Below are 24,342 nucleotides of genomic sequence, written 5' to 3' on the forward strand. Positions count from 1 at the left end.
AACATCAACCTACTGAATGTTTTTTCAGTAAAGTTTGTACAAGTTTTTCCATCTCATCTAACGTTTCTTTATAAATAGAAAGCGAGCCTCCAAATGGATCTGAAATGTCCTTACCTATACCTTCAGTTAATCCATATAACGTATTCAATTTCTTTTCAACACTCGGATAATGCCCAAGTACAATGTGTTTATGATTTTCTGTCATCGTTACGACAATATCAGCCCAATCAAGCAAAGTTTCGTTTACTTGTTGCGCGGCATGATCAATTGAAATCCCTTTTTCAGCTAAAGCTTCCTTCGCATATACCGATGCATCGCTCCCAGGATAGGCGAAAACACCGGCAGATTGCACTTCAAACCTATCTCCTCCGTGATGACGAAGCAACGCCTCAGCCATTGGACTACGACATGTATTGCCAGTACAAACAAATAACACTCGTTTCATCCAAACCCACCCCTATATTCAATTTCTTACCACTCATCATAACTTACATTAGAATAGAACAAAAGAAATGTGAATATACAAAAGGCGCATTTCTCTTATATTTTTTCTAAGAAAAATGCGCCTTATCCACATATATGTGAAACCCTATTTCCAAGTGCCCAGAGTATTTTAACATACCTACTGAATATGCAACAAAAATAAGGAATCCATTTCATACGAAACGGATTCCTCTTATGCAGCAATTATTTCATTGTAACTTTCATTACTTCTGTTGAACCTTTTGTAGCTGTTACGCCTACAGTTGTCTTAATAGACTCAGCTGCATCTGTGTTTGTAATAACGATTGGAGTAATTGTGCTTTTCGCTTTTTCACGGATTAATTCTAAGTCGAATGAGATTAATTTATCTCCAGCTTTTACAGCTTGGCCTTCAGAAACGTGAGCTTCGAAACCTTCGCCTTCCATTTTTACAGTTTCTAATCCAACGTGGATTAAAATTTCTGTGCCGTTTTTCGCTTTAATTCCGATAGCATGTTTTGTGTGGAATAATTGTACGATTTCACCATCAACTGGAGATACAACTACACCTTCAGTAGGATCGATTGCAACACCGTCACCCATCATACGACCAGCGAATACTGGATCTGGTACTTCTTCAATATTTTTCACTGCTCCAGTTAATGGAGCTACGATTGTTTCTTCATTTGTTTTTGAACCAAGACCAAATAATTTTTTAAACATAGGATAGTCCTCCTTATAATTTACCTAAAAGTTTATAGGGCAATCCCTAGTAAAGCTCGGGATACATGTAAGACTTCATACTTCGAATATTATACTGTAAAAACGCTTTCGAAATAAATTACGTCATTACTAATAGACTCTTATTGTAGCGCTTCACAAAATTCCAGTCAATTCTGATTGTCTGAATAACAATAAGAAGTTAACTTCTATTTATATTTTCTCTTTTTTCGTCCAACTTGTCTAGAGGTCTTTACTACATTTTATTTTTTGTTGTTAATTTGTAAAATTTAATTCAAACTTTTTTCAAAATCCGCTTGACTAAAGTAAGTAACTATTTTATCATTACTTACATAAGGTAAGTTAATAACTTTTAGGAGGTTTTTTAAAAATGATGGATTTCGGTCTTCTTATTATTCGTCTTATTATAGGAATTACATTCATGGGTCATGGTGCTCAAAAATTATTTGGTTGGTTCGGCGGTTACGGTTTAAAAGGAACAGGTGGCTGGATGGAATCAATCGGTTTACGTCCTGGTGTATTTATGGCATTTATGGCTGGTGCAACTGAATTACTAGGTGGTTTCTTATTCGCATCAGGTATTTTCATTATAGTTGGCTCATTATTTATCGTTGGAACAATGTTAATGGCTATCTTCACTGTTCACGGGAAAAATGGTTACTGGGTGACACAAAACGGATATGAATATAACTTAATGTTAATCGCTGTTGCTGTTGGTGTAGCTTTAATCGGACCTGGCGCATACGTTTTACTTTAATTTTCATCTCAATCTTGAGATTCTTGAAAAAGAACTTACTTCATTACAATTGAAGTAAGTTCTTTTTATGAAACAAAATATTATTTCCAGCAGGATTTTCTCACCGATATCTTGTAAACAAACAATAAGTATTCATATTTAGAAAGGGGATTACAAGCATGTTATCCATTAATCCAAATGAACAAACTGAAAAAGATAATTACAAATTACTTACTGGAAGTATCATCCCTCGCCCTGTCGCATTCGTTACTTCTGTAACAAAAGATGGTGTATTAAACGGAGCACCATATAGTTATTTCAATATTGTCGCTGCTAATCCACCACTTATCTCAGTTTCTGTACAACGAAAAGCGGGAGAAAGAAAGGACACTTCTCGAAACGCAATTGAAAAAGGAGAATTTGTTGTACATATTTCTGATGAATCATATGTAGCAGCAATTAACGAAACAGCAGCTAATCTCCCTCCAAATGAAAGTGAAATTGAACTAGCAAAACTAACACCAATTGAAAGTGAAGTCATCTCCGTTCCAGGTGTAAAAGAAGCAAATATTCGAATGGAATGCATATTAGAACGTGCAATTCCACTTGGTGGAACAGAAGACTCACCAGCTTGCGATCTACTAATTGGACGCGTCGTTCGTTTCCATGTTGCCGAACATCTATATGAAAAAGGGCGCATTCACGCAGAAGGACTCAAACCAATAAGCCGCCTAGCAGGACACAACTATGCAAAATTAGGAGAACAATTTGAACTGGTTAGGCCAGTTTAAAAGCGGAAGTGGCCCGTTTAGCTCTGACCAGCTAAGGTTCTCTCGTACAAAAGGTGCTTTTTACCTTTAGTGCGGGAGGTTCTTAGATGCGAAGAGCTGGCCACTGGAGCTGGATATATCTAAAAGCGGAAGCGGCTCGCTCAGAATGAGAGGGGGATGGAGCTTCTGACGTAGAGGCGCTTTTTGCCTCGCAGGAAGACGCGAAGCCACCGACCATTCTAGCCCGCTGGATATATCTAAAAGCGGAAGCGGCTCGCTCAGAATGAGAGGGGATGGAGCTTCTGACGTAGAGGCGCTTTTTGTAGAGGCGCTTTTTGCCTCGCAGGAAGACGCGAAGCCACCGACCATTCTAGCCCGCTGGAGCTGGATATACCTAAAAGCGGAAGCGGCTCGCTCAGAATGAGAGGGGGATGGAGCTTCTGACGTAGAGGCGCTTTTTGCCTCGCAGGAAGACGCGAAGCCACCGACCATTCTAGCCCGCTGGGGCTGGATATACCTAAAAGCGGAAGCGGCTCGCTCAGAATGAGAGGGGGATGGAGCTTCTGACGTAGAGGCGCTTTTTTGACCATTCTAGCCCGCTGGGGCTGGATATACCTAAAAGCGGAAGCGGCTCGCTCAGAATGAGAGGGGGATGGAGCTTCTGACGTAGAGGCGCTTTTTGCCTCGCAGGAAGACGCGAAGCCACCGACCATTCTAGCCCGCTGGAGCTGGATATATTTAAAAGCAAGGCGGCTCGATTCCTGCCATCACTCAAACATAAAATCCCCTGCTTTTTAGCAGGGGATTTTATCATTGTAATTCTTCCTTCTTTTCCTCTAAAGTAGGCAGTTTTTCTTTTTTCGGTTTCCCTAGCTTAATTACGAAGAAATATAGGGAAAGCAGTGTAATAAGAAAAACAATTAAAAACGGGTACGGAGAGTAAAAGGCACGCGCCGCCTCAGTCTTTCCCGCAACAAATTTCAATGACTCAATATCTAAAAACTCAGCAAACATTTGTACACCGAGCATACTAAACCAAAAAACAAAAAAACTAATAATAATACCAAAAACTTGCTTCAATCTCGTCATTCATCTCATCCTTTCTATATGTGTAATTTTTTAGCGCAATCAGTATAGTACAAACAAAACTATGCACAGAAAGGAGCTATCTTACTATTCGCGAATTAACTTAATCCAACCTAAAATTGCAATTTGCAAAATAATACCCCAAATTATAAGCCTTCTTAGCCATCGAGGAAAGAAGGTTAAAAACTTAACATACCATTCCAATAGCTTGTTCATAATTCCCTCCTACATAAAATTATATAGGAAAAAGGATATATAATCCAAATCCAACTAGAATGATGCCACCTACTATCTCGCCATATGTACCGAGCATATCTTTCGCATGTCTACCAATTAATAAACCAATCCACGCTAATAACATGCTAACAAATCCAAAAAGTAATATCGTAATGATTGTTTGTGCCCCATAAATACCAAGACTAAGCCCTACTGAGAAACTATCTATACTAACGCCAAATGCAAATACGAATAAGCTAATTCCAATAGGGGCAGTTCTAGTCTCTTCATTTTGTAAAATGGTCGAATATACGATATAAAAACCTAGTCCAATTAATAAAATAGCACCCGCAAAATGTGCAATATCTCCATACTTCTCTGATAAAAAACGACCTAGTACCATCCCTATAAACGGCATAATAATATGAAATATCCCTATCGTCATACCAATATACAGGATTTGTCTTAACTTTAGGGGCATCATCCCCATACCAAGACTCACCGAGAACGCATCCATCCCTAAGGCGAATGCCATAATTATTAAAGGTATTAGCTGTTCAAACGTCATTCATGCCCCTCCTTGGACGTGCTACTTCACAATATGCTTATCCAAGGAGAAATATTCTGTTTGCTAACCTTACCTTATCATTCAATAATAATATGATGTCCTGCCGCTTTTGTTAAACGATTCATAATAGCATTTCCTATTCCTTCATTAGGGAACGACTCACTAAAAATAACATCCACTTCACTTGCATCAAATGTTCTAAGTACATCATATAATTTAGTCGCAACGCTAGCTAAGTCACTTCGAACACCACAAGACAATATAACATCTGCGTTATATACATGTTGATACTCTTCCGTCGTTAATACGCCTACTTTAAATCCTTCTTCCTTTTTCCCATCCACAAGTTGCTGTATAAACTCACGTGAGCCCTCAACAATACTAAGTGGTGCTTTCGGCGCATAATGTGTATATTTCATTCCAGGTGATTTCGGTTTTTCCTTCTCATCCTTTAAAGCTGGATCTAAAGAAACGGTACCTATCACCGCTTCTAATTGTTCTTTCGTAATCCCACCTGGACGTAATATTGTTGGAACCGGGCTTGTACAATCAATTACAGTTGATTCAACGCCTACTCCAGTTGCACCACCATCAACAATACCTGCAATCTTCCCATTCAAATCTTCATATACGTGAGAAGCTAGTGTTGGACTTGGACGCCCTGAACGATTCGCACTTGGTGCCGCAACAGGTACATTCGCCTCTTCAATAAGAGCAAGTGCAACTGGATGATCAGGCATTCTTACCCCAACCGTATTAAGTCCCGCCGTCACCCTCTCTGAAATCCCTTCTTTTCTCGGCAAAATAATTGTTAATGGTCCTGGCCAAAAATGCGCCATTAACTTCTCTGCAACTGGTGGAATTTCTTTCACAATCCCATCTAACTGAGATTTTGTACCTATGTGGACAATGAGTGGATTATCACTCGGTCTTCCTTTCGCTTCGAAAATTTTCGCGATTGCTTCATCATCCATCGCGTTTGCACCTAACCCATATACTGTTTCCGTAGGGAAAGCAACCGCCTCATTTTCTCTTAATAATTTTGCTGCTTCTTGTAACTGTGGATAATATTTTTTTCTTTCCACAACATTATCCACAACCCACATATTTGTATGCATTTTTTTCCACGTCCTTTTCTACCCTTAAATACTTGTCTATTTTTAGTTTACTATGAGATTTATCCAAAAGACAAACAAGGTTTATCCACAAAATGTGGATAAACCTAATTAATCCGTGGATAACTTTGTGAATAGCTGACAATTTAGTATTATTGCATTCTGCTCTTTTATATTTTTACAAAAATGTTCTAACTGTTGAATTCCCTCTGGAACCTCATCCTTTTCTATAGTAAAAAAGTCAAAGAACTGAAAGATCGGTACAGATTGTGGATGGTTTGTTAGTAAGTACAATTGTTGAACACTTTTTTCTTTCATATACTGCAAAAACATTTCAAAAAAATATAAGAAAGTCTGTTTATCCACATGAGGTGTGAATAAACAAGAACGAATAAGTACATCTTCCCCACTTTGTTCATAACCAATTACAGCTCGTATTTCTTCCGCCTCTTCCAAAATCATAAATTGTGCGTACAACTCATTTATTTTATCATCTTTTTTATTAGCTTGTCCGAAAAAAGAATGTAATCTTTCCACATCTGCTTTCGTAGCAAAATACACTTTCTTCATAATAAATCCCTCCTCATTTTTATATATGAGGAGGGATTTATTAATAGTACTATTTAGAGAATAAAGATGTAAAAGCTTCTACAATAAACAATTTAACTTCTGGCTTTTCTTCTTCCTCTTCGACTTTTACATACTCATTTTGCTTTTCTTGTTTTTTCTCCACAGTTTTCTCCACTTTTTCCACAGTTTTTGTTTCTTCTTCACTTACAGGCTGCTCTTCGACTTTTGTTTCATTTTTTACTACTTTCTTTTCAGAAGCTGTTACTTTTTTTACTACTTCCTGTTTTACAACTTTCTTTTCTTTTACCTTATCCACTTTCTTCTCTTCTGTATCTACTACTTCTTCATCTAGTTGTTTCACCTGCTCCTCTTCAGGAGATTCCGCCTTCACAACGTGCTCTTCTTTTCTTACAGCTGTCCCGCTTGAAAAATCTAAGAAACACATTGGTGGAAATAATACACACCACCAGTTAGCGCCTTCACCTTCTCCAATTGTGATCAATACTGCTTCATATTCTCCTGCTGGATAAATAAAATTCCCATATACCTTTGTAGGAAACTTTACATTCTTACTAAATTTCACTTGAAATGATTCTTTACTTCCTTCTCTTTTTAACGTATTTTCCACCGTTTTCTCGATTTCTGGAATATGATTTTGAATTACTTTGCGTGCCTCTTCAAATGAAGTTAAATCCGCTACCCATCCATCAATTTGTGCTTTTACTTCATCACGCACTTTACGCTTTAATGCCTGGTCTTTATCTGAATCACTATTTGCTAAAATTCTTAATCGAACGGCCTCTTTCGGAATAACTGAAGGCCCTTTCGCATCAGCTTTCATATATCCAAACTGCACAAGTAACTGTGCACCAATTAATAATATAAGAAGATAAGCAATAACTTGTTTTTTCATTTCCTCCACCGTCCCTTCTACAAACAGTGTGGACAGACTTTCATATTTCTAAACTATTAAATTCAAAATCTATATGAATTTTCCCAAAAAAAATAGAGTAAGGTGTGAACCTTACTCCATCTCAGCAAATACCATACGGTCTTTTCCGTTAATATCAAAAACAACCTCAACATGGGCATGCGGAAAAGCTTGTTGTAACAATCTCTTTACATCCTCACCTTGTCCTACTCCAATTTCAAACGCTACAATTGCTTTCTCCTGCAACACATTCGGCAATTCTTCCATAAAACGGCGATAAAAATCTAATCCGTCTTCTCCACCAACAAGTGCTCTCTTCGGCTCATGCTCTTTCACAACAGGAGAAAGACCACGCCAATCCTCTTCCGGTATATATGGAGGATTTGAAACAACAACATCTAGCTTTTGACCCGTTTTATCAAATGGTGACAATAAATCACCGTGATAGAACGTTACTTCTGCACCTAAAGATTTTGCATTTTCTTTTGCAACTTCAATCGACTCTTGTGCAATATCTACTGTATACACGTGAAGATTTTTATTTTCTAAAGCAAGCGTAATAGAAATCGCTCCACTACCTGTGCCTATATCTGCTACATGTAGTTCCTTGTCGCCAAAATGGCGCTCAATTCTTTCTAATACTCCTACTATAAGCTCTTCTGTTTCCGGTCTTGGTATTAATACTTCTTCATTCACAAAGAACGACCGGCCATAAAACATTTCATAACCAATCATATATTGAATAGGAATACCTTCTACATGCTTGTGGATAAACTCCGTAAAGCTTGCCTCTTGTTCCTCATTTATTTCTTCACGCATATTCATAAGTAATCCTGTTCTGTTCATCTTTAATACATGACAAAGGACAATTTCTCCCGCATTTTCATCTCGTCCATTTTCCTGTAAAAAAGAAGAAGCCCATTTCAGGGCTTCATAGACACGCATTACTCAGCTGCCTCCATCCTTTGAGCCTGATCTTCCATCACTAAGGCATTGATGAAATCATCTAACTTACCTTGTAAGATTTGATCTAGCTTTTGAATCGTTAAACCGATTCGATGGTCTGTAACACGGTTTTGCGGGAAGTTATACGTACGAATACGCTCTGAACGATCACCCGTACCAACAGCTTGTTTACGGTTTTGATCATATTCAGCTTGTGCTTCTTGTCTAAACTTATCATAAACACGTGCGCGTAATACTTTCATCGCTTTTTCTTTATTCTTAATTTGTGATTTCTCATCCTGACAAGATACAACTACACCAGTCGGTAAATGCGTTAAACGTACCGCTGACATCGTTGTATTAACGCTCTGTCCACCAGGACCACTAGAAGCGAATGTATCAACACGAACATCTTTCTCGTGAATGTCGATTTCTACTTCTTCTGCCTCTGGTAATACAGCTACAGTTGCTGTAGATGTATGAATACGTCCACCAGATTCCGTTTCAGGAACACGTTGTACACGGTGAGCACCATTCTCGAATTTCAGCTTCGCGAAAGCACCTTTACCGTTAATCATAAAGATAATCTCTTTATATCCACCTAACTCTGTATAGCTAGCCTCGATAATTTCTGTTTTCCAACCTTGAACCTCAGCATAACGGCTATACATGCGGTATAAGTCACCAGCAAATAAAGCGGCCTCATCGCCACCAGCAGCCCCACGAACCTCAACGATAACGTTCTTATCATCATTAGGGTCCTTTGGAACTAGTAAAATTTTCAGACGTTCTGATAACGTTTTTTCTTGTGATTCTAACTCAGAAACCTCTTCTTTTACCATGTCACGCATTTCTGCGTCTAACTTCTCTTCTAACATTGCTTTCGCATCTTTTAATTGCTCACGAACATCCTTATACTCACGATACACCTCTACCGTTTCCTGTATATCAGACTGTTCCTTTGAATATTCACGAAGCTTATTTGTATCGCTAATAACCTCTGGGTCACTTAACAATTCATTTAACTTCTCATAACGATTTTCTACAGCTTGCAAACGATCTAACACATCATTCACCTCTACATCCTAGTATCTAATACAAATAGTATATGGTACTTACTCAAAAAAACGCAAATTATATTTAAAAGCGCAAGCGGCTTGCTCAGAATCGCAGGACACTTTCAACTCTTGACCTTGAAGCGCTTTTTGCTTCAGGCGAGAGAGTGAAATGGCCGGAGATTCTAGCCGCTGGAGCTAGATAATATTTAAAAGCGTAAGCGGCTCACACCACCCACACTCTCTATTCTGAAAAAAACCCGCCTTGCGCAGCGAGTTTTACTTGTCTTTGTTTGTAGGAACTGCATGACAATGACGACAGCGTGGTTCATACGATTCTGAAGCCCCAACTAAAATAATCGGATCATCAAATGCCGCTGGTTCTCCATCAATTAATCGTTGTGTACGACTTGCCGGAGATCCACATGCAGAACATACTGCTTGTAGTTTTGTTACATGTTCAGCAATCGCCATCAGCTGAGGAACTTGTCCAAATGGTAGACCACGGAAATCTTGGTCTAAACCAGCTACAATGACACGATAGCCACGATTTGCCAATACTTGCACCACTTCCACAATGTCCCCATCAAAGAATTGCACCTCATCGATTGCAATTACATCCATATCTTCAGTGATATGTTCAAATATATCTTTTGAAGCTGAAACAGGAACTGCTTTTACCTTTAATCCGTTATGTGATACAACGTCTTCTTCACTATAGCGATTATCAATACATGGTTTAAATACAATTGCATGTTGTTTCGCAAATTGCGTACGGCGCACACGGCGGATTAACTCTTCTGATTTACCAGAAAACATACTACCGCAAATCACTTCAATCCAGCCATTTTGATTTATTAAGTACATGAAGCTCTCCTTTCATCTACTTTTTAGTTAAAAGTAGGGTAAAGGTATAATATTTTCGCAAAAAAAACAGACAAGCGAATACATACACTTGCCTGTTTTATGTTTTTATTACTTGATACCGTATTTCTTATTGAAGCGATCAACGCGTCCGTCTGCAGTAGCAAACTTCTGACGTCCAGTGTAGAATGGGTGAGAATCAGAACTGATCTCAACTTTTAGTAATGGATAAGTGTTACCATCTTCCCACTCAACAGTTTCGCTAGAGCCTTTAGTAGACCCGCTTAAGAATTTGAAGCCTGTGTTTGTGTCCATGAATACAACTTTCTTGTAATCTGGGTGAATTCCTGCTTTCATTCTTTTCATCTCCTTCCGCCCTGAATCATTTTCGAAACAGAGTTTTTCATCTTCAGCTGCATACACAACTATATTGATGAAACACATATGATGAAATTATAACAAGGCTAACTTCATTTTGCAACTACCTGTTTTTGTCTTTTTAATTTTAAAAGCGCAAGCGGCTCGTTCAGAATGGGAGGGGGATGGAGCTTCTGACGTAGAGGCGCTTTTTGCCTCGTAGGAAGACGCGAAGCCACCGACCATTCTAGCCGCTGGAGCTGGATATTAAATTTAAAGCGGCGGGGGCTCGCTCAGCTCTGACCAGCTAAGGTTCTTTCGCCCTAAAGGTGCTTTTTACCTTTCGGGCGGAAGGTTCTTAGATGTGAAGAGCTAGCCACCGGAACTGGATATCACTTAAAAATCCAGGACACTTCACACCCTCTCACTTGAGGCGCTTTTTGCCTCATGGAAAGACGCGAAGCCACCTACCATTCTAGCCGCTGGAGCTAGATATCACCTTAAAGTGGAGGCGGCTCATTCTGCTCTGACTAGCTAAGGTTCTCCCACTTATTTCTCTCTTTAATATCACCTAAAAGGCATAAAAAACTCGCTTACTATAAAATAAGCGAGTCCCAATCTTTTCCCTTTACTTAGTTGTTACATATCTTTTCGAGTCTGCAACAATGTTTTGTAAAAATTCTTCGTTTGTCTTCGTTTGACGAAGCTTACGTAAGAAACTTTCAACAAAGTCTGGTGTATCACGCATTGTTTTACGAATGCCCCATAACTTGTCTAAATGCTCTTTTGGAATTAATAGATCTTCTTTACGTGTACCAGAACGACGAATATCAATCGCTGGGAAGATACGACGTTCAGCTAACGAACGATCTAAGTGAAGTTCCATATTTCCAGTTCCTTTAAATTCCTCGTAAATAACATCGTCCATACGAGATCCTGTATCAACAAGGGCTGTTGCTAAAATCGTTAAGCTACCGCCTTCTTCAATATTACGTGCAGCTCCAAAGAAACGCTTCGGTCTATGGAAAGCCGCTGGGTCGATACCACCCGATAATGTTCTACCGCTTGGCGGAATAACGAGGTTGTAAGCTCGCGCTAAACGGGTAATACTATCCATTAAAATGATAACATCTTTTTTGTGCTCTACAAGACGCATTGCACGTTCTAACACAAGTTCAGCTACTTTAATATGATTTTCTGGTACTTCATCAAAAGTAGAACTTACAACGTCGCCCTTAACAGAACGTTCAATGTCTGTTACTTCCTCTGGACGCTCATCAATTAAAAGAACAATTAATTCTGCTTCTGGATGATTTGTTGTAACACTGTGTGCAATTTCTTTTAATAGACTTGTTTTACCAGCCTTTGGAGGCGCAACAATTAAACCACGTTGTCCAAATCCAACTGGTGCGATTAAATCCATGATACGTGTCGGTAACTTTTTCGGTTCCGTTTCCAATTTCATTTGGCGATCTGGGTATAATGGTGTTAATGCAGGGAAATGCACACGCTCTTTTGCTGAATCTGGATCATCTCCGTTTACAGCTTCAACTTGTAATAACCCAAAATAGCGTTCATTTTCTTTAGGAGGTCGTACTTTACCAGAAACTTTGTCTCCATTACGTAAATCGAAACGACGAATTTGCGAAGCTGAGATATAAATATCTTCTGAGCTTGGAGAATAGTTGATAGGACGTAGGAATCCAAATCCTTCTGATTGAATAATTTCTAATACGCCTTCCATGAAAAAGAAACCTTCTTTTTCTGCTCGAGCTTTCAAAATAGAAAAGATTAACTCTTTTTTCGTTAACTTGCTATAATACGAAATCTTAAATTCTTTCGCAAGCTCGTATAACTCTTTTAACTTCATGTTTTCTAATGCTGCAATTGACAAATTCATTCAGACACCACACTTTAACGTTATTCTCTTTTTTCATGGGTAAAGGGAAAAATACGGAAGGCAAATAATTAATAATGAAAGGCAATAAGTTCAAGTAGGGTAATATTCACTATTGTAACCCTTTTATCTAGTTTTAATCAATACGTTGGAACACAAATACAAGAAGCGAAGACAAGAAAATTTGTCTTCGCTTCTTATTTAATTTAGTTCCAGCTCCGATAGTTAAAAAGATCGACCATCTTAACCTTTCTGAACGAGCCGCTTACGCTTTTTATTTAATCCAGCTTCAGCAGCTAGAATGGTCGGTGGCTTCACTTCTTCCTGCGAGGCAAAAAGCGCCTCTACGTCAGAAGCTCCATCCCCCTCCCATTCTGAACGAGCTGCTTACGCTTTTTATTTAATCCAGCTTCAGCAAGCTAGAATGGTCGGTGGCTTCACTTCTTCCTGCGAGGCAAAAAGCGCCTCTACATCAGAAGCTCCATCCCCCTCCCATTCTGAACGAGCTGCTTACGCTTTTTATTTAAATCCAGTTCCAGCGGCTAGAATCCCCGGTCATTTCACTCTCTCACTCGAAGCAAAGAGCGCTTCAAGGTCGAGAGTTCCAATGCCCTGCGATTCTGAGCGAGCCGCTTCCACTTTTTATTTAATAACCAAGTTTGGTTTTTTATTTAAGCTATGACGACCATCTACGAAGCGAACTGTGCCTGATTTCGCACGCATAACAAGAGATTGCGTTGTTCCTACGCTACCTTTAAATTGAACACCGCGTAATAGTTCTCCATCTGTTACACCTGTTGCTGCAAAGATTGCATCGTCACCTTTTACTAAGTCCTCCATACGAAGGATACGATTAATGTCTTCTATGCCCATTTTTTTACAACGTGCTAATTCAGCTTCGTTTTGTGGCAATAGTTTTCCGTGAATTTCTCCACCTAAACATTTTAAAGCAACCGCTGCTAATACACCTTCAGGTGCTCCACCAGATCCAAATAAAATATCTACACCTGTACGATCAAACGCTGTATTAATCGCTCCAGCTACATCTCCATCATTAATTAATTTAATACGAGCACCAGCTTTACGAATTTCTTCGATAATTTCTTGATGACGTGGGCGATTTAAAACTGTCGCTACAACATCTTCAATATCTTTATTTTTCGCTTTCGCAACTGCACGTAAGTTATCAATAATAGGCGCATCAATGTCGACCGCCCCAACTGCTTCTGGGCCAACCGCGATTTTATCCATGTACATGTCAGGAGCATGTAACAAATTACCATGGTCTGCAATTGCAATAACAGCAAGAGCATTCCAGCCACCAGCTGCTACGATGTTTGTCCCTTCTAAAGGATCAACTGCAACGTCTACACGTGGTCCATATCCTGTACCTAATTTCTCTCCGATATATAGCATTGGTGCTTCATCCATCTCACCTTCACCAATTACAACTGTACCTTTCATCGGAATTGTATCAAATACATCCCGCATAGCTGATGTTGCTGCACCGTCTGCTTCATCCTTTTTCCCGCGCCCCATCCAACGCGCTGATGATAATGCTGCAGCCTCTGTTACACGTACTAACTCCATAGATAAACTTCTTTCCACAATAATCCCTCTCCTTTAAGTCTTTATATTTCTGCCGTATTTTGTGAACCGTGTTTTTCTATAAAGTGTACTTCCGCAAGTAGTGATGCTTCGCTTCCCCCTTGCGGAAGTATCACTTATGCGTTCTTCATCTCTTCAATTTCTTGTTTTGTCATTTGTTCTCGCCAAATGTTTGCTCCAAGCCCTTTAAGCTTGTCCACTATATTCTCATAACCTCGATCAATATGCTCAAGTCCTGTTACTTCTGTAATTCCATCTGCCATTAACCCTGCAATAACAAGTGCCGCTCCCGCTCGTAAATCACTCGCCTTCACTTTTGCACCTTGCAGTAACACAGGACCAGTTACAATTGCCGAACGACCTTCTACTTTAATTTGAGCATTCATACGACGTAATTCATCAATGTGTTTGAAACGGGCACCGTAAATTGTATCTGTTACAACTCCCGTCCCATGCGCCTTTGTTAAAAGCGTCGTAAACGGCTGTTGTAAATCCGTTGGAAAACCTGGATATACAAGCGTTTTGATATCAACTACTTTTAACTTTCTATTACCGTTCACCGTAATTTGATCATCGTTCGTTTCAACTTGAACACCAGCTTCTCTTAGCTTTGCAGTAACTGATTCTAAGTGCTGAGGAATAACGTTATCAACCGTTACTTCTCCTCCTGATGCAGCTCCTAGAATCATATACGTACCAGCTTCGATACGATCTGGGATGATAGTATGGTGACAACCATGTAAAGAGTCCACACCATCTATTCGGATTACATCTGTACCAGCACCTTTAATACGTGCTCCCATGCTTGTTAACAATGTAGCTACATCAATAATCTCGGGCTCTTTCGCTGCATTTTCAATAACAGTTCTACCTTTCGCTCGTACAGCTGCTAGCATAATATTAATCGTAGCCCCCACACTAACAACATCTAAATAAATACGTGCTCCATGTAGTTCATCTGCCCTTAAATAGATGGCACCTTGTTCATTTGTAACATGTGCACCCAGCGCTTCAAACCCTTTAATATGCTGATCAATCGGCCTCGGTCCTAAATGACATCCACCCGGAAGCCCAATAACAGCTTTTTTAAAACGGCCAAGCATCGCACCCATTAAATAATAAGAAGCGCGCAACTTTTTCACTTTTCCATTTGGCAAAGGCATTGCAACCATGTTAGAAGGATCGACTACCATCTCTTCCTCCTGTCCATAAGTTACTTTCCCTCCAATTTCCTCTAGTAAGTCTCCTAACATTTTCACGTCCGAAATATTAGGGACACCACCAATAGTTACTGGAGTATCTGCTAAAATTGTCGCTGGAATTAATGCAACGGCACTGTTCTTTGCACCGCTTACTCGAATTGTTCCATTTAAAGCTCTTCCGCCTTCAATTAGCAATTTTTCCATATTGAGCTCCCTTCTTGTGAATGTATTTACTTTCTATCTTTTTATAGAAAGCTCCCCTTAAGAATCTCAATTACTCTTTCCATCCCAAAACTCAATAAATAGGAAACCATTATCTTCATTTCTCCTGTAGCACGAATAGATAAAGATCAACTATTCATCGAATTCACTTTATCAATTTAGATACGTTATCACATTTATTAATAGGACTATGCACATTATTTTCTATTTAAAAACCAAAAATGATAAAATCTTTCGACTTGTTCACGCTTTCATTATACAACGAAAGGAAACCGTCTAAAAGACTAGACGGTTTCCAAAACGGAATTTTATTCTTACGCTTTACCGTTAGAACCGAACTCACGCATTTTACCAGCAACAGTTGCTTTAATAGCGTCGCGGCCAGGTCCAATAAATTTACGAGGATCGTAAACTTCTTGGTCTTTGTTTAATACTTCACGAACAGCTTTTGTAAACTCGATTTGGTTCTCAGTGTTTACGTTGATTTTTGAAGTACCTAAAGAGATAGCTTTTACGATATCAGCAGTTGGGATACCAGTACCACCGTGTAATACTAAAGGTACGCCAGTGAAGTCACGAACTTGTTCCATTTCAGCGAATCCTAAGTTAGGCTCACCTTTGTAAGGACCGTGTACAGAACCTAAAGCTGGAGCTAGGCAATCGATACCTGTTGCTTCAACAAGGTGCTTACACTCTGCTGGGTCAGCGTAAATTACGCCTTCAGCGATTACGTCGTCTTCTTGTCCGCCAACTGTTCCAAGCTCAGCTTCAACAGATACGTTACGAGCGTGTGCGTATTCTACTACTTGTTTAGTAGTTTCAACGTTTTCTTCGAATGGGTGGTGAGAAGCGTCGATCATTACAGATGTGAAACCTGCATCGATTGCTTCTTTACATTTTTCGAAGCTTGAACCATGGTCAAGGTGAATCGCTACAGGAACAGTGATGTTCATTTCTTCGATTAAAGCTTTAACCATAGCTACAACTGTTTTGAAACCAGTCATATGACGAGCTGCACCCTCAGATACACCTAGGATTACAGGAGATTTTTCTTCTTCCGCAGCAGCTAAGATAGCTTGAGTCCACTCTAAGTTGTTCATGTTGAATTGACCAACTGCGTATTTTCCTTCTAGTGCTTTGTTTAGCATTTCTTTCATAGAAACTAAAGGCATGGTGAATCCTCCTAAAAAACGTTTTTTGTATCCGATAAGTTCTTATCGCTGGTAGTATGACCAGAATAAGGTAAAATATGTATATCTACATACCGGACTTTTTTCTACACTCAATAGGATAACAACTTGTACTCAAAAACTCAACCGTATTCACCTGCACAATAGTCCATGTAAACGCTTTTTTCCATATTTTTTATAAAAAATTCATTTTTACGCCTCTACAGCGAGCTCATTTCTCACAGCTTGACGAATTTCATCAATATCAAATGGTTTAGCAAAATGCATTAAAGCACCTAAATCTTTTGCTTCTTGGATCATATCAAGCTCTCCATAAGCAGTCATTAAAATGACTTTAATACTCTCATCAATTTCTTTTACATGCTTTAAAATCTCTATACCATCCATGCCTGGAATTTTCATATCTAATACTACTAAATCCGGATTATCTTTTTTCACGATATCTAAAGCTTGAAATCCATTCGCTGCTTGGAATGTCTGATAACCTTCTTTTTGGAACACTTCATGTAATAACACACGAATCCCATATTGATCATCAACGATTAAAATTTTACCTTCCATAATTCCCAACCTTTCTGTGTAAGTACAAGATTTAAAGCTTCTTATATCTTAACGATTTATTTTCGCTATTCTTTGGCAAATTCCTTCCTATTACTTCTTATTTTACCGTTTCCTATTTTGTTATGCTACCCTACGATTTCACCTTTCTAAAAAAATAAACTATAATGAAAGCCGGCAAACACGTACGAAGGGAGTAACATTATGTTAAAAATTTTTTCAACTCAATTAAGTGGTTATTTCTCCAGAGTTTCTCAAAAAGAAGAAATGAATATAGAAGATAGCGCTCGTTTACTTGCTCAAGCACTAGTTGGCGATGGTTTCATTTATTTATATGGTACAAATGAAATGGATGGCGTTGTTACCGAAGCACTATTCGGTGCTGAACCAATGAAGCAAGCAAAACGCTTATTTGAAAATGGTAAAGAAGCAGAAGTAACCTCTGCGGATCGTGTACTTCTTATTAGCCGTTTTTCAACAGATGAAGCAGTTGTAGAAATTGCAAAAAAACTACAAGAAGAGGGACACTCTATTGTCGGCATTTCTGCTCTTCAAGAAGGTACGAAATCACTGGAACAATATACAGACGTACATATTGATACAAAACTGTTAAAAGGCCTTATTCCAGACGATGAAGGTAATCGCTACGGGTTCCCAAGCTTAATAGTAGCTTTATTTGCTTATCACGGAATCAAATTTACAATCGATGAAATGTTAAACGAATATTAAAAAAAGCGCCGTCACTTTAAAGTGACGGCGCCTTTTTTATTACTTGCTCTCTTTATTCGTAATAGAAGCTCTTACGAAGTCATGGAACAATGGTTGTGGACGGTTTGGACGAGAAACAAGTTCTGGGTGGAACTGTGCTGCTACGAACCAAGGGTGGTCTTTTAATTCAATGATTTCAACTAGACGGCCGTCTGGGCTTGTACCAGAGAATACGAATCCTTCTTTTTCCATATCCGGACGGAACTGGTTGTTGAACTCATAACGATGACGATGACGCTCATATACAACCGGCTCATTATAAGCATTGTAAGCATTTGTTTCTTCAGCAAGCTTACATGGGTATAGACCAAGACGAAGTGTACCACCTAGGTCCTCTACATCTTTTTGTTCTGGTAATAGGTCAATGATTGCGTATGGTGTATCAGGGTTAATTTCAGAAGAGTTAGCACCTTCTAAACCTAATACATTACGTGCGAATTCGATTGATGCAAGTTGCATACCTAAGCAAATTCCTAAGAATGGAACTTTGTTTTCACGAGCATATTGAATCGCAACGATTTTACCTTCTACACCACGATCGCCGAAGCCACCTGGTACAAGGATACCATCTGTGTCTCCTACTAATTCTTGTACATTTTCTGCTGTTACGTGCTCAGCATTTACCCATTTTACTTCTACATCTGTATCGAATGAGTAACCAGCATGACGAAGTGCTTCTACAACAGAAATATATGCATCTTGAAGTTCTACATATTTACCAACAAGAGCGATTTTTGTTTTCTTAGAAAGGTTACGTACTTTGTTAACTAGCGCAGTCCACTCTGTCATATCTGCAGCTGGATTGTCTAATTTTAAGTGGTCACAAACGATTTGGTCCATGTTTTGTTCTTGAAGAGATAATGGAACCGCATATAAAGTATCTGCATCGCGAGCTTCGATAACTGCTTTTGTATCGATGTCACAGAATAATGCAAGCTTGTCTTTCATATCTTGAGAAACAGGCATTTCTGTACGAACAACGATAATGTTTGGTTGAATACCTAAGCTACGAAGTTCTTTAACACTATGTTGTGTTGGTTTTGTCTTCATTTCACCCGCTGCTTTTAAGTACGGGATTAACGTACAGTGAATGTACATTACATTGTCACGACCGATGTCGCTCTTAATTTGACGGATTGCTTCTAAGAATGGTAGAGACTCGATATCACCAACAGTTCCACCGATTTCTGTAATAACAACATCCGCATTTGTTTCACGGCCAGAACGATATACGCGCTCTTTAATTTCGTTAGTAATGTGAGGAATAACTTGAACTGTTCCTCCTAGATATTCACCGCGACGCTCTTTTTGAAGAACTGAAGAGTAAATTTTACCTGTTGTTACGTTGCTGTATTTGTTTAAGTTAATGTCGATAAAACGCTCATAGTGACCAAGGTCTAAGTCAGTTTCTGCGCCATCATCTGTTACGAATACCTCACCGTGTTGGTATGGGCTCATAGTCCCTGGGTCTACGTTAATATATGGATCGAACTTTTGAATCGTTACATTTAAACCACGATTTTTTAAAAGTCTTCCAAGAGATGCTGCTGTAATACCTTTTCCTAAAGACGATACTACACCGCCTGTTACAAAAATATACTTAGTCATGAAAAAGCTCCCTTCTATTTTGCTGTTATATAATCACCGTTGCAAAGCGCAACGTATGTAGATAACACTGTATCCATCTTATTGTTAGACTCTTTTTATTTTCTAAACAAAAAACAAAAAAGAAAATTGCTCCCCTCATCACATAAAGTAACAAGTAGGGAGCAATTTTCTTTTATATTTACACTTTAAAAGTATTATCGTCCTTTTTTAAAGAGCCCAAAAATGATTCTACATGGACGATAATGAAAAGTCAAGAACTACAGTTCTTCCTCTTCTTCTTCAGTTTCATCATACTCAAGTTCTTCTTCAGCGAAGTCGTCTTCTTCATCTTCATCTAAATCATCAAGATCGTCGTCATCTCCGTCTTCCTCTTCAAGAACCTTGTCCAAATCTTCTACATCATCTTCTTCGTCTGCATTTCCGTCTGCATCGTCAAAGTCATCTTCATCTTCTTCAATGTAGTCGTCAAAACCGTCTTCTTCAACTTTACGTTTCTTCTTCGGTTTTGGCTGCGGTAAGATTTCTTCATCAATTTGCTCATATGGGTACCAGCTGCGTAGTCCCCAACGATTTTCTCCTAAATTAATGAAACGTCCATCGATGTTTAAGTCTGTATAAAATTGTGCGAGTTTCGCATTAACTTGCTCTTGAGATAGTCCCAGCACTTGAGCGATTTCTTGAACCAACTCGTTGAATGTCGTTGCTTGTCTTTTATCCCCTAAAACGCTATGTACAACTTCAATCATTGAACATTCTTTTAGCTCTTCTGGTGAATATTGCTTAAAATTCACTTATGCGGCACTTCCTTTCATCAAATATAACCTTATATATAACGGTCTGCTTAAAAAAATCCATACTATTCATTATAAACAAAAGTCGCACAAATATGCTACAAAAAAAAACGGGAAACTTTTATATGGTAATAAAATTAATAATTTGTCTGTTCCTTATTCCGGAAGCATATGGGCACCTTGCAACACATACCTAATTTGCATTTCTGTATATTCTTCGAGCGTATACAGTTTTTGCAGTGCCCAGCGTCTAAACCCCCACATTTGTCCTTGTATAAAAATATTATGTGCAAGAAGCTGTATTTCTTTTTTATTTAATATAAATGTTCCATTTTCCGTACACTGTTCTAAAATATCCTCAAACATTCCTACCATTTGAAACTCTTTTTCTAATACATATGGGAGAGATTCTTTCGGTAAAAAACGTACTTCTTGATACATAATTAATACTTCTTCTTGTAATTCGTCCATCACTTTAAAGTAATTCGTTATCGCTATCTTTAAACTTTCTATACTCCCTTTTTCTGTACACACTACTTCCTCTAATCGTTCTTTTACATGTTCATATATACTATCACAAACTAAATACAAAACATCATCTTTTGTACGAATGTACTCATAAAGTGTCCCTATACTAAATCCAGCCGCTTTTGCAATCTCTCTCGTTGTTGTACGCGGAAATCCTTTTTGTTTAAACAGTTGCACCGCACCTTTAATCATTTGTTCACGTCTTAACGCAACTAATTTTTCATCTTTCACCGATGCATGTACATTATGTTTAACCATTACCTTCACCTCTCTCTATTATTTTTTGGAAGGAAAAAGCGTAGGAAAATACCTACGCTTTCGTTCCTACTTCGTTAGCATACGAGAAATTACAAGCCTCTGAATCTCTTGTGTTCCTTCATATATTTGTGTAATCTTTGCATCTCGCATATAACGCTCTACTGGATAATCTTTCGTATAACCGTAACCACCAAATACTTGTACCGCTTCAGTCGTCACCTTCATCGCTGTATCCCCCGCAAATACTTTTGACATCGCTGATTCTTTTCCATACGGAAGCCCTTCTGATTCAAGCCAAGCCGCTTGATATGTTAAAAGGCGTGCCGCTTCTACATCTGTTGCCATATCCGCAAGTTTAAAGCCAATCCCTTGCTGCGCCGCAATTGGCTTTCCAAATTGATGGCGCTCCCTTGCATATTCTACAGAAGCATCTAAAGCCCCTTGTGCAATACCAACTGCTTGCGCCGCGATACCGTTACGACCTCCATCTAATGTTTGCATCGCAACTTTAAATCCTTGCCCCTCTTCTCCAAGTAGATTCTCTACAGGAATACGGCAATTTTCAAACATAATTTCAGTCGTTGGTGAAGAGCGAATCCCTAGCTTGCTCTCCTTCTTCCCAACTGAAAATCCCGGTGTATCACTTTCTACAATAAATGCACTCGTACCGCGCTGCTTCGATTCAGGATCAGTTAGCGCAAAAACAACATAAATATCAGCAATACCGCCATTTGTAATGAAAATTTTTGATCCATTTAAAATATAATGGTCGCCATCTCTCTTTGCGGTTGTCTTCATTCCACCAGCATCCGATCCAGATCCTGGCTCCGTTAAGCCGTATGCACCAATTTTCTTCCCTTCAGCCATCGGTCGTAAAAACTTTTGCTTTTGTTCTTCTGTCCCAAATTTAAAAATTGGCCATCCAGCAAGTGAAGTATGCGCAGACAGTGTTACACCTGTTGAAGCACAAACTCGAGATAATTCTTCAATAGCAATTACGTACGCTAAGTAATCGCTTCCAATTCCGCCGTATTCTTCAGGCCACGGAATGCCGGTTAAACCAAGCTCTGCCATTTGATCAAATAACTCTCGATCAAATCGCTCTTCCTCATCACGCTCAGCTGCTGTTGGTGCTACTTCATTTTTAGCAAAATCTCGAACCATTTTCCTTATCATTTCATGTTCTTCTGATAGTTTAAAATGCATCTCCGTCTCCCCCTCGCCCTTTTATAAAGCACGGCTAATAACAAGTTTCTGTATTTCACTTGTTCCTTCATATATTTGCGTGATTTTCGCATCACGGAAAAATCGTTCTACTGGATAGTCTTTCGTATAACCGTAACCACCAAATACTTGCACCGCCTCAATCGCGACTTCAACCGCTGTCTTAGAAGCAAATAATTTCGCAATAGATGCTTCTTTACCGCATGGTAATCCTTGTGCCCTAAGAGACGCCGCTCTATATACGAGTAACCTTGCTGCTTCGACACTTGTTGCCATATCTGCAAGCTTGAAGCCAATCCCTTGCTGCGCCGCAATTGGTTTCCCAAATTGCTCTCGTTCTTTTGCATAATCAATCGCACATGTAAGCGCCGCTTCAGCAATTCCTAACGCCTGTGCACCGATTCCAATTCGCCCAACATCTAAATTCGCCATTGCCACCTTGAATCCTTGTCCTTCTTCCCCAAGTAAATTCTCAGCTGGCACTTTCATATCTTCAAAAGTAAGTTGTACCGTACGAGAACCGAGAAGCCCCATCTTATGTTCATCTTTTCCGATGATTAAACCAGGTGTATCTTTCTCTACTATAAATGCAGAAATACCACTTTTTCCTACATCTGGATTTGTAGAAGCGAATACAATGTATGTACTTGCTTCACCACCATTTGTAATAAACACTTTCGATCCATTAATAATGTAATGATCGCCTTTTTTTACAGCTCTTGATTTCAAACTCCCTGCATCTGATCCTGCATTTGGCTCTGTTAAAGCAAATGCGCCTAAATATTCCCCGGTTGCAAGTTTAGAAACATATTTTTTCTTCTGTTCTTCTGTTCCGAAATATAAAATCGGATTCATTCCAACTGACGTATGTACAGCTAAAATTACACCAACTGTTGCACTTACCTTTGAGATTTCCTCAATTGCTAGAATGTAAGAAATAAAATCCATTTCTGCCCCGCCGTATTTTGCAGGCGCTGGAATCCCCATTAATCCAAGCTCACCCATCTTTTGTAAAATCTCTTTTGGGAACACCCCTTGTTCCATACTAGGAACAAAGGGAGCTATTTCCTTCTGTGCAAAATCCCGAACCATTTTCCTCATCATTTGCTGCTCTTCATTAAAACGAAAATTCATATACTCCGCCTCCATTTGCTATATATCCTTTTAACAATTTGGTAAGACCACTATTTTGTAACAAAGGGGGCATTTATTCGTAAACGTAGAATCCACGACCTGTTTTACGCCCTAACCATCCTGCATTCACATACTTACGTAATAACGGACATGGGCGATATTTACTATCTCCTAATCCTTCATGCAACACTTCCATAATGTATAAACACGTATCTAAACCGATAAAATCAGCGAGCGTCAAAGGCCCCATCGGATGGTTCATACCAAGCTTCATTACTTCATCAATTGCTTCTTTCGTCGCTACACCTTCATATAACGTATAAATTGCTTCGTTAATCATCGGTAGCAAAATGCGGTTTGATACAAAACCTGGGAAGTCATTCACTTCAACTGGTACTTTCCCAATTTTTTTCGTAATATCTTCAATTGCTTCATATACCGCATCATCTGTAGCCAAACCACGAATAATCTCAACAAGCTTCATAACTGGAACTGGATTCATAAAGTGCATGCCGATTACTTTTTCCGGACGCTTCGTTACCGCTGCAATTTCTGTAATTGGCAGAGATGAAGTATTCGTCGCTAAAATTGCGTGTTCTGGAGCAATTTCATCTAGATTCGCAAAGATTTTCTTTTTAATATCCATTTTCTCAACAGCTGCTTCAATAATAAGATCCGCTTCTTTCACACAATCTAAATCAAGCGTTACTGTAAGACGATTTAATGTCGCTTCCTTCTCTTCTTCCTTCATGCGTCCTTTTTCTACTTGGCGCACTAAGTTTTTCGTAATAATAGCCAATCCTCTATCTAATTGCTCTTGTTTTAAATCTTGTACCTTCACGTCATACCCTGCCATTGCACATACTTGCGCAATTCCTGATCCCATTTGCCCTGCACCAATTACAACAATGTTTTGTACACCCATTTTTTCTTCCCCC

At 39.0% G+C, this 24,342-nt stretch carries 26 protein-coding genes; 3 read left to right on the forward strand and 23 right to left on the reverse strand.

What is annotated here, in order from left to right; all coding sequences use genetic code 11:
• Positions 1–4: 4 nt before the first annotated feature.
• Together MHI26_RS27360 and MHI26_RS27365 are read right to left on the reverse strand one after the other, a co-directional pair.
• Entirely contained in the window at positions 5–445 is a 441-nt protein-coding gene (locus MHI26_RS27360; protein WP_000832376.1) for a low molecular weight protein arginine phosphatase, read from the reverse strand.
• 242 nt (positions 446–687) lie between these two features.
• A complete protein-coding gene (locus MHI26_RS27365; protein WP_000473666.1) occupies positions 688–1,185 on the reverse strand; it encodes a PTS sugar transporter subunit IIA in 498 nt (165 codons plus the stop codon).
• 388 nt (positions 1,186–1,573) lie between these two features.
• On the opposite strand from MHI26_RS27365, the gene MHI26_RS27370 reads away from it, so the two are divergent.
• Both MHI26_RS27370 and MHI26_RS27375 read left to right on the forward strand, forming a co-directional pair.
• Positions 1,574–1,960, forward strand: a complete 387-nt coding sequence (locus tag MHI26_RS27370; protein ID WP_000968613.1) for a DoxX family protein — start codon at positions 1,574–1,576, stop codon at positions 1,958–1,960.
• A gap of 158 nt (positions 1,961–2,118) precedes the next feature.
• Positions 2,119–2,730, forward strand: a complete 612-nt coding sequence (locus tag MHI26_RS27375; RefSeq protein ID WP_000949048.1) for a flavin reductase family protein — start codon at positions 2,119–2,121, stop codon at positions 2,728–2,730.
• Positions 2,731–3,519: 789 nt separating this feature from the next.
• Here the strand turns inward: MHI26_RS27375 and MHI26_RS27380 are convergent.
• The 15 genes from MHI26_RS27380 to spo0F all read right to left on the reverse strand — a co-directional run bounded on the left by MHI26_RS27380 (position 3,520) and on the right by spo0F (position 17,096).
• Complete coding sequence (locus tag MHI26_RS27380; RefSeq protein WP_000197471.1) at positions 3,520–3,798, reverse strand: DUF3935 domain-containing protein; 279 nt, start codon at positions 3,796–3,798, stop codon at positions 3,520–3,522.
• A gap of 84 nt (positions 3,799–3,882) precedes the next feature.
• On the reverse strand, positions 3,883–4,011 hold the full coding sequence (locus MHI26_RS27385; protein WP_001037632.1) for a hypothetical protein: 129 nt from the start codon (positions 4,009–4,011) through the stop codon (positions 3,883–3,885).
• A gap of 19 nt (positions 4,012–4,030) precedes the next feature.
• Positions 4,031–4,579, reverse strand: coding sequence for a manganese efflux pump MntP (locus MHI26_RS27390; protein ID WP_000142475.1), 549 nt, complete (start codon positions 4,577–4,579; stop codon positions 4,031–4,033).
• Positions 4,580–4,656: 77 nt separating this feature from the next.
• On the reverse strand, positions 4,657–5,697 hold the full coding sequence (locus MHI26_RS27395) for an L-threonylcarbamoyladenylate synthase (protein WP_061667901.1): 1,041 nt from the start codon (positions 5,695–5,697) through the stop codon (positions 4,657–4,659).
• A 108-nt stretch (positions 5,698–5,805) separates the two neighbouring features.
• Complete coding sequence (locus MHI26_RS27400; protein WP_000758437.1) at positions 5,806–6,264, reverse strand: mechanosensitive ion channel protein; 459 nt, start codon at positions 6,262–6,264, stop codon at positions 5,806–5,808.
• Positions 6,265–6,313: 49 nt separating this feature from the next.
• Positions 6,314–7,177 (reverse strand): stage II sporulation protein R, encoded by an 864-nt coding sequence (gene spoIIR, locus MHI26_RS27405; protein WP_061667945.1) that lies wholly within the window; start codon positions 7,175–7,177, stop codon positions 6,314–6,316.
• A 111-nt stretch (positions 7,178–7,288) separates the two neighbouring features.
• Entirely contained in the window at positions 7,289–8,140 is an 852-nt protein-coding gene (prmC, locus tag MHI26_RS27410; RefSeq protein ID WP_001267025.1) for a peptide chain release factor N(5)-glutamine methyltransferase, read from the reverse strand.
• Positions 8,140–9,207, reverse strand: a complete 1,068-nt coding sequence (prfA, locus tag MHI26_RS27415) for a peptide chain release factor 1 (RefSeq protein ID WP_000887066.1) — start codon at positions 9,205–9,207, stop codon at positions 8,140–8,142. The genes prmC and prfA overlap by 1 nt, the downstream gene beginning before the upstream one ends.
• Positions 9,208–9,474: 267 nt before the next feature.
• Positions 9,475–10,062 (reverse strand): thymidine kinase, encoded by a 588-nt coding sequence (locus MHI26_RS27420; protein ID WP_000280851.1) that lies wholly within the window; start codon positions 10,060–10,062, stop codon positions 9,475–9,477.
• 108 nt (positions 10,063–10,170) lie between these two features.
• Positions 10,171–10,416 carry a type B 50S ribosomal protein L31 gene (locus MHI26_RS27425; RefSeq protein WP_000643435.1) on the reverse strand — a complete coding sequence of 82 codons (246 nt, stop codon included), beginning with the start codon at positions 10,414–10,416 and terminating at the stop codon, positions 10,171–10,173.
• A gap of 628 nt (positions 10,417–11,044) precedes the next feature.
• On the reverse strand, positions 11,045–12,316 hold the full coding sequence (gene rho, locus MHI26_RS27430) for a transcription termination factor Rho (protein WP_001053903.1): 1,272 nt from the start codon (positions 12,314–12,316) through the stop codon (positions 11,045–11,047).
• A 639-nt stretch (positions 12,317–12,955) separates the two neighbouring features.
• Positions 12,956–13,921 (reverse strand): class II fructose-bisphosphatase, encoded by a 966-nt coding sequence (gene glpX / locus MHI26_RS27435; RefSeq protein ID WP_000442340.1) that lies wholly within the window; start codon positions 13,919–13,921, stop codon positions 12,956–12,958.
• Positions 13,922–14,037: 116 nt separating this feature from the next.
• Positions 14,038–15,327: a UDP-N-acetylglucosamine 1-carboxyvinyltransferase gene (gene murA, locus MHI26_RS27440; protein ID WP_000413248.1), complete on the reverse strand. Its 1,290-nt coding sequence runs from the start codon at positions 15,325–15,327 to the stop codon at positions 14,038–14,040.
• Between the two features lie 332 nt (positions 15,328–15,659).
• Positions 15,660–16,517, reverse strand: coding sequence for a class II fructose-bisphosphate aldolase (locus MHI26_RS27445; protein ID WP_001131856.1), 858 nt, complete (start codon positions 16,515–16,517; stop codon positions 15,660–15,662).
• 210 nt (positions 16,518–16,727) lie between these two features.
• Entirely contained in the window at positions 16,728–17,096 is a 369-nt protein-coding gene (spo0F, locus tag MHI26_RS27450) for a sporulation initiation phosphotransferase Spo0F (protein ID WP_000398594.1), read from the reverse strand.
• Positions 17,097–17,297: 201 nt separating this feature from the next.
• On the opposite strand from spo0F, the gene MHI26_RS27455 reads away from it, so the two are divergent.
• Positions 17,298–17,822 (forward strand): DUF2529 domain-containing protein, encoded by a 525-nt coding sequence (locus tag MHI26_RS27455; protein WP_000912410.1) that lies wholly within the window; start codon positions 17,298–17,300, stop codon positions 17,820–17,822.
• Positions 17,823–17,861: 39 nt separating this feature from the next.
• Here MHI26_RS27455 and pyrG read toward each other — a convergent pair whose 3' ends face one another.
• From pyrG to MHI26_RS27485, 6 genes are all read right to left on the reverse strand, one after another.
• The gene (pyrG, locus tag MHI26_RS27460; RefSeq protein WP_000170461.1) at positions 17,862–19,469 is read right to left on the reverse strand and encodes a CTP synthase; all 1,608 of its coding nucleotides are present in this window, start codon (positions 19,467–19,469) and stop codon (positions 17,862–17,864) included.
• Positions 19,470–19,726: 257 nt separating this feature from the next.
• Positions 19,727–20,260: a DNA-directed RNA polymerase subunit delta gene (gene rpoE / locus MHI26_RS27465; RefSeq protein ID WP_001009773.1), complete on the reverse strand. Its 534-nt coding sequence runs from the start codon at positions 20,258–20,260 to the stop codon at positions 19,727–19,729.
• Between the two features lie 156 nt (positions 20,261–20,416).
• The gene (locus MHI26_RS27470) at positions 20,417–21,046 is read right to left on the reverse strand and encodes a TetR/AcrR family transcriptional regulator (protein ID WP_000238593.1); all 630 of its coding nucleotides are present in this window, start codon (positions 21,044–21,046) and stop codon (positions 20,417–20,419) included.
• A gap of 66 nt (positions 21,047–21,112) precedes the next feature.
• Positions 21,113–22,252: an acyl-CoA dehydrogenase AcdA gene (acdA, locus tag MHI26_RS27475; protein ID WP_000545550.1), complete on the reverse strand. Its 1,140-nt coding sequence runs from the start codon at positions 22,250–22,252 to the stop codon at positions 21,113–21,115.
• 21 nt (positions 22,253–22,273) lie between these two features.
• Complete coding sequence (locus tag MHI26_RS27480; RefSeq protein WP_061667903.1) at positions 22,274–23,404, reverse strand: acyl-CoA dehydrogenase; 1,131 nt, start codon at positions 23,402–23,404, stop codon at positions 22,274–22,276.
• A 73-nt stretch (positions 23,405–23,477) separates the two neighbouring features.
• Entirely contained in the window at positions 23,478–24,329 is an 852-nt protein-coding gene (locus MHI26_RS27485; protein ID WP_061667904.1) for a 3-hydroxybutyryl-CoA dehydrogenase, read from the reverse strand.
• Positions 24,330–24,342 lie beyond the last annotated feature (13 nt).

Origin of the sequence: Bacillus sp. FSL K6-1218 (assembly GCF_038006445.1) — a bacterium.
Classification (GTDB): domain Bacteria; phylum Bacillota; class Bacilli; order Bacillales; family Bacillaceae_G; genus Bacillus_A; species Bacillus_A thuringiensis_S.

Excerpts from the sequence above, each read along its gene's own strand:
- MHI26_RS27390 (WP_000142475.1), bottom strand. The coding sequence starts at position 4,579 with ATGACGTTTGAACAGCTAATACCTTTAATAATTATGGCATTCGCCTTA.
- MHI26_RS27400 (WP_000758437.1), bottom strand. The coding sequence starts at position 6,264 with ATGAAGAAAGTGTATTTTGCTACGAAAGCAGATGTGGAAAGATTACAT.
- MHI26_RS27420 (WP_000280851.1), bottom strand. The coding sequence starts at position 10,062 with ATGTACTTAATAAATCAAAATGGCTGGATTGAAGTGATTTGCGGTAGT.
- prmC (WP_001267025.1), bottom strand. The coding sequence starts at position 8,140 with ATGCGTGTCTATGAAGCCCTGAAATGGGCTTCTTCTTTTTTACAGGAA.
- MHI26_RS27380 (WP_000197471.1), bottom strand. The coding sequence starts at position 3,798 with ATGACGAGATTGAAGCAAGTTTTTGGTATTATTATTAGTTTTTTTGTT.
- MHI26_RS27485 (WP_061667904.1), bottom strand. The coding sequence starts at position 24,329 with ATGGGTGTACAAAACATTGTTGTAATTGGTGCAGGGCAAATGGGATCA.
- rho (WP_001053903.1), bottom strand. The coding sequence starts at position 12,316 with ATGAATTTGTCAATTGCAGCATTAGAAAACATGAAGTTAAAAGAGTTA.
- spo0F (WP_000398594.1), bottom strand. The coding sequence starts at position 17,096 with ATGGAAGGTAAAATTTTAATCGTTGATGATCAATATGGGATTCGTGTG.
- MHI26_RS27445 (WP_001131856.1), bottom strand. The coding sequence starts at position 16,517 with ATGCCTTTAGTTTCTATGAAAGAAATGCTAAACAAAGCACTAGAAGGA.
- pyrG (WP_000170461.1), bottom strand. The coding sequence starts at position 19,469 with ATGACTAAGTATATTTTTGTAACAGGCGGTGTAGTATCGTCTTTAGGA.
- MHI26_RS27395 (WP_061667901.1), bottom strand. The coding sequence starts at position 5,697 with ATGCATACAAATATGTGGGTTGTGGATAATGTTGTGGAAAGAAAAAAA.
- MHI26_RS27365 (WP_000473666.1), bottom strand. The coding sequence starts at position 1,185 with ATGTTTAAAAAATTATTTGGTCTTGGTTCAAAAACAAATGAAGAAACA.
- MHI26_RS27455 (WP_000912410.1), top strand. The coding sequence starts at position 17,298 with ATGTTAAAAATTTTTTCAACTCAATTAAGTGGTTATTTCTCCAGAGTT.
- MHI26_RS27480 (WP_061667903.1), bottom strand. The coding sequence starts at position 23,404 with ATGAATTTTCGTTTTAATGAAGAGCAGCAAATGATGAGGAAAATGGTT.
- murA (WP_000413248.1), bottom strand. The coding sequence starts at position 15,327 with ATGGAAAAATTGCTAATTGAAGGCGGAAGAGCTTTAAATGGAACAATT.
- spoIIR (WP_061667945.1), bottom strand. The coding sequence starts at position 7,177 with ATGAAAAAACAAGTTATTGCTTATCTTCTTATATTATTAATTGGTGCA.
- MHI26_RS27375 (WP_000949048.1), top strand. The coding sequence starts at position 2,119 with ATGTTATCCATTAATCCAAATGAACAAACTGAAAAAGATAATTACAAA.
- MHI26_RS27425 (WP_000643435.1), bottom strand. The coding sequence starts at position 10,416 with ATGAAAGCAGGAATTCACCCAGATTACAAGAAAGTTGTATTCATGGAC.
- acdA (WP_000545550.1), bottom strand. The coding sequence starts at position 22,252 with ATGCATTTTAAACTATCAGAAGAACATGAAATGATAAGGAAAATGGTT.
- MHI26_RS27470 (WP_000238593.1), bottom strand. The coding sequence starts at position 21,046 with ATGGTTAAACATAATGTACATGCATCGGTGAAAGATGAAAAATTAGTT.
- MHI26_RS27370 (WP_000968613.1), top strand. The coding sequence starts at position 1,574 with ATGATGGATTTCGGTCTTCTTATTATTCGTCTTATTATAGGAATTACA.
- MHI26_RS27360 (WP_000832376.1), bottom strand. The coding sequence starts at position 445 with ATGAAACGAGTGTTATTTGTTTGTACTGGCAATACATGTCGTAGTCCA.
- MHI26_RS27385 (WP_001037632.1), bottom strand. The coding sequence starts at position 4,011 with ATGAACAAGCTATTGGAATGGTATGTTAAGTTTTTAACCTTCTTTCCT.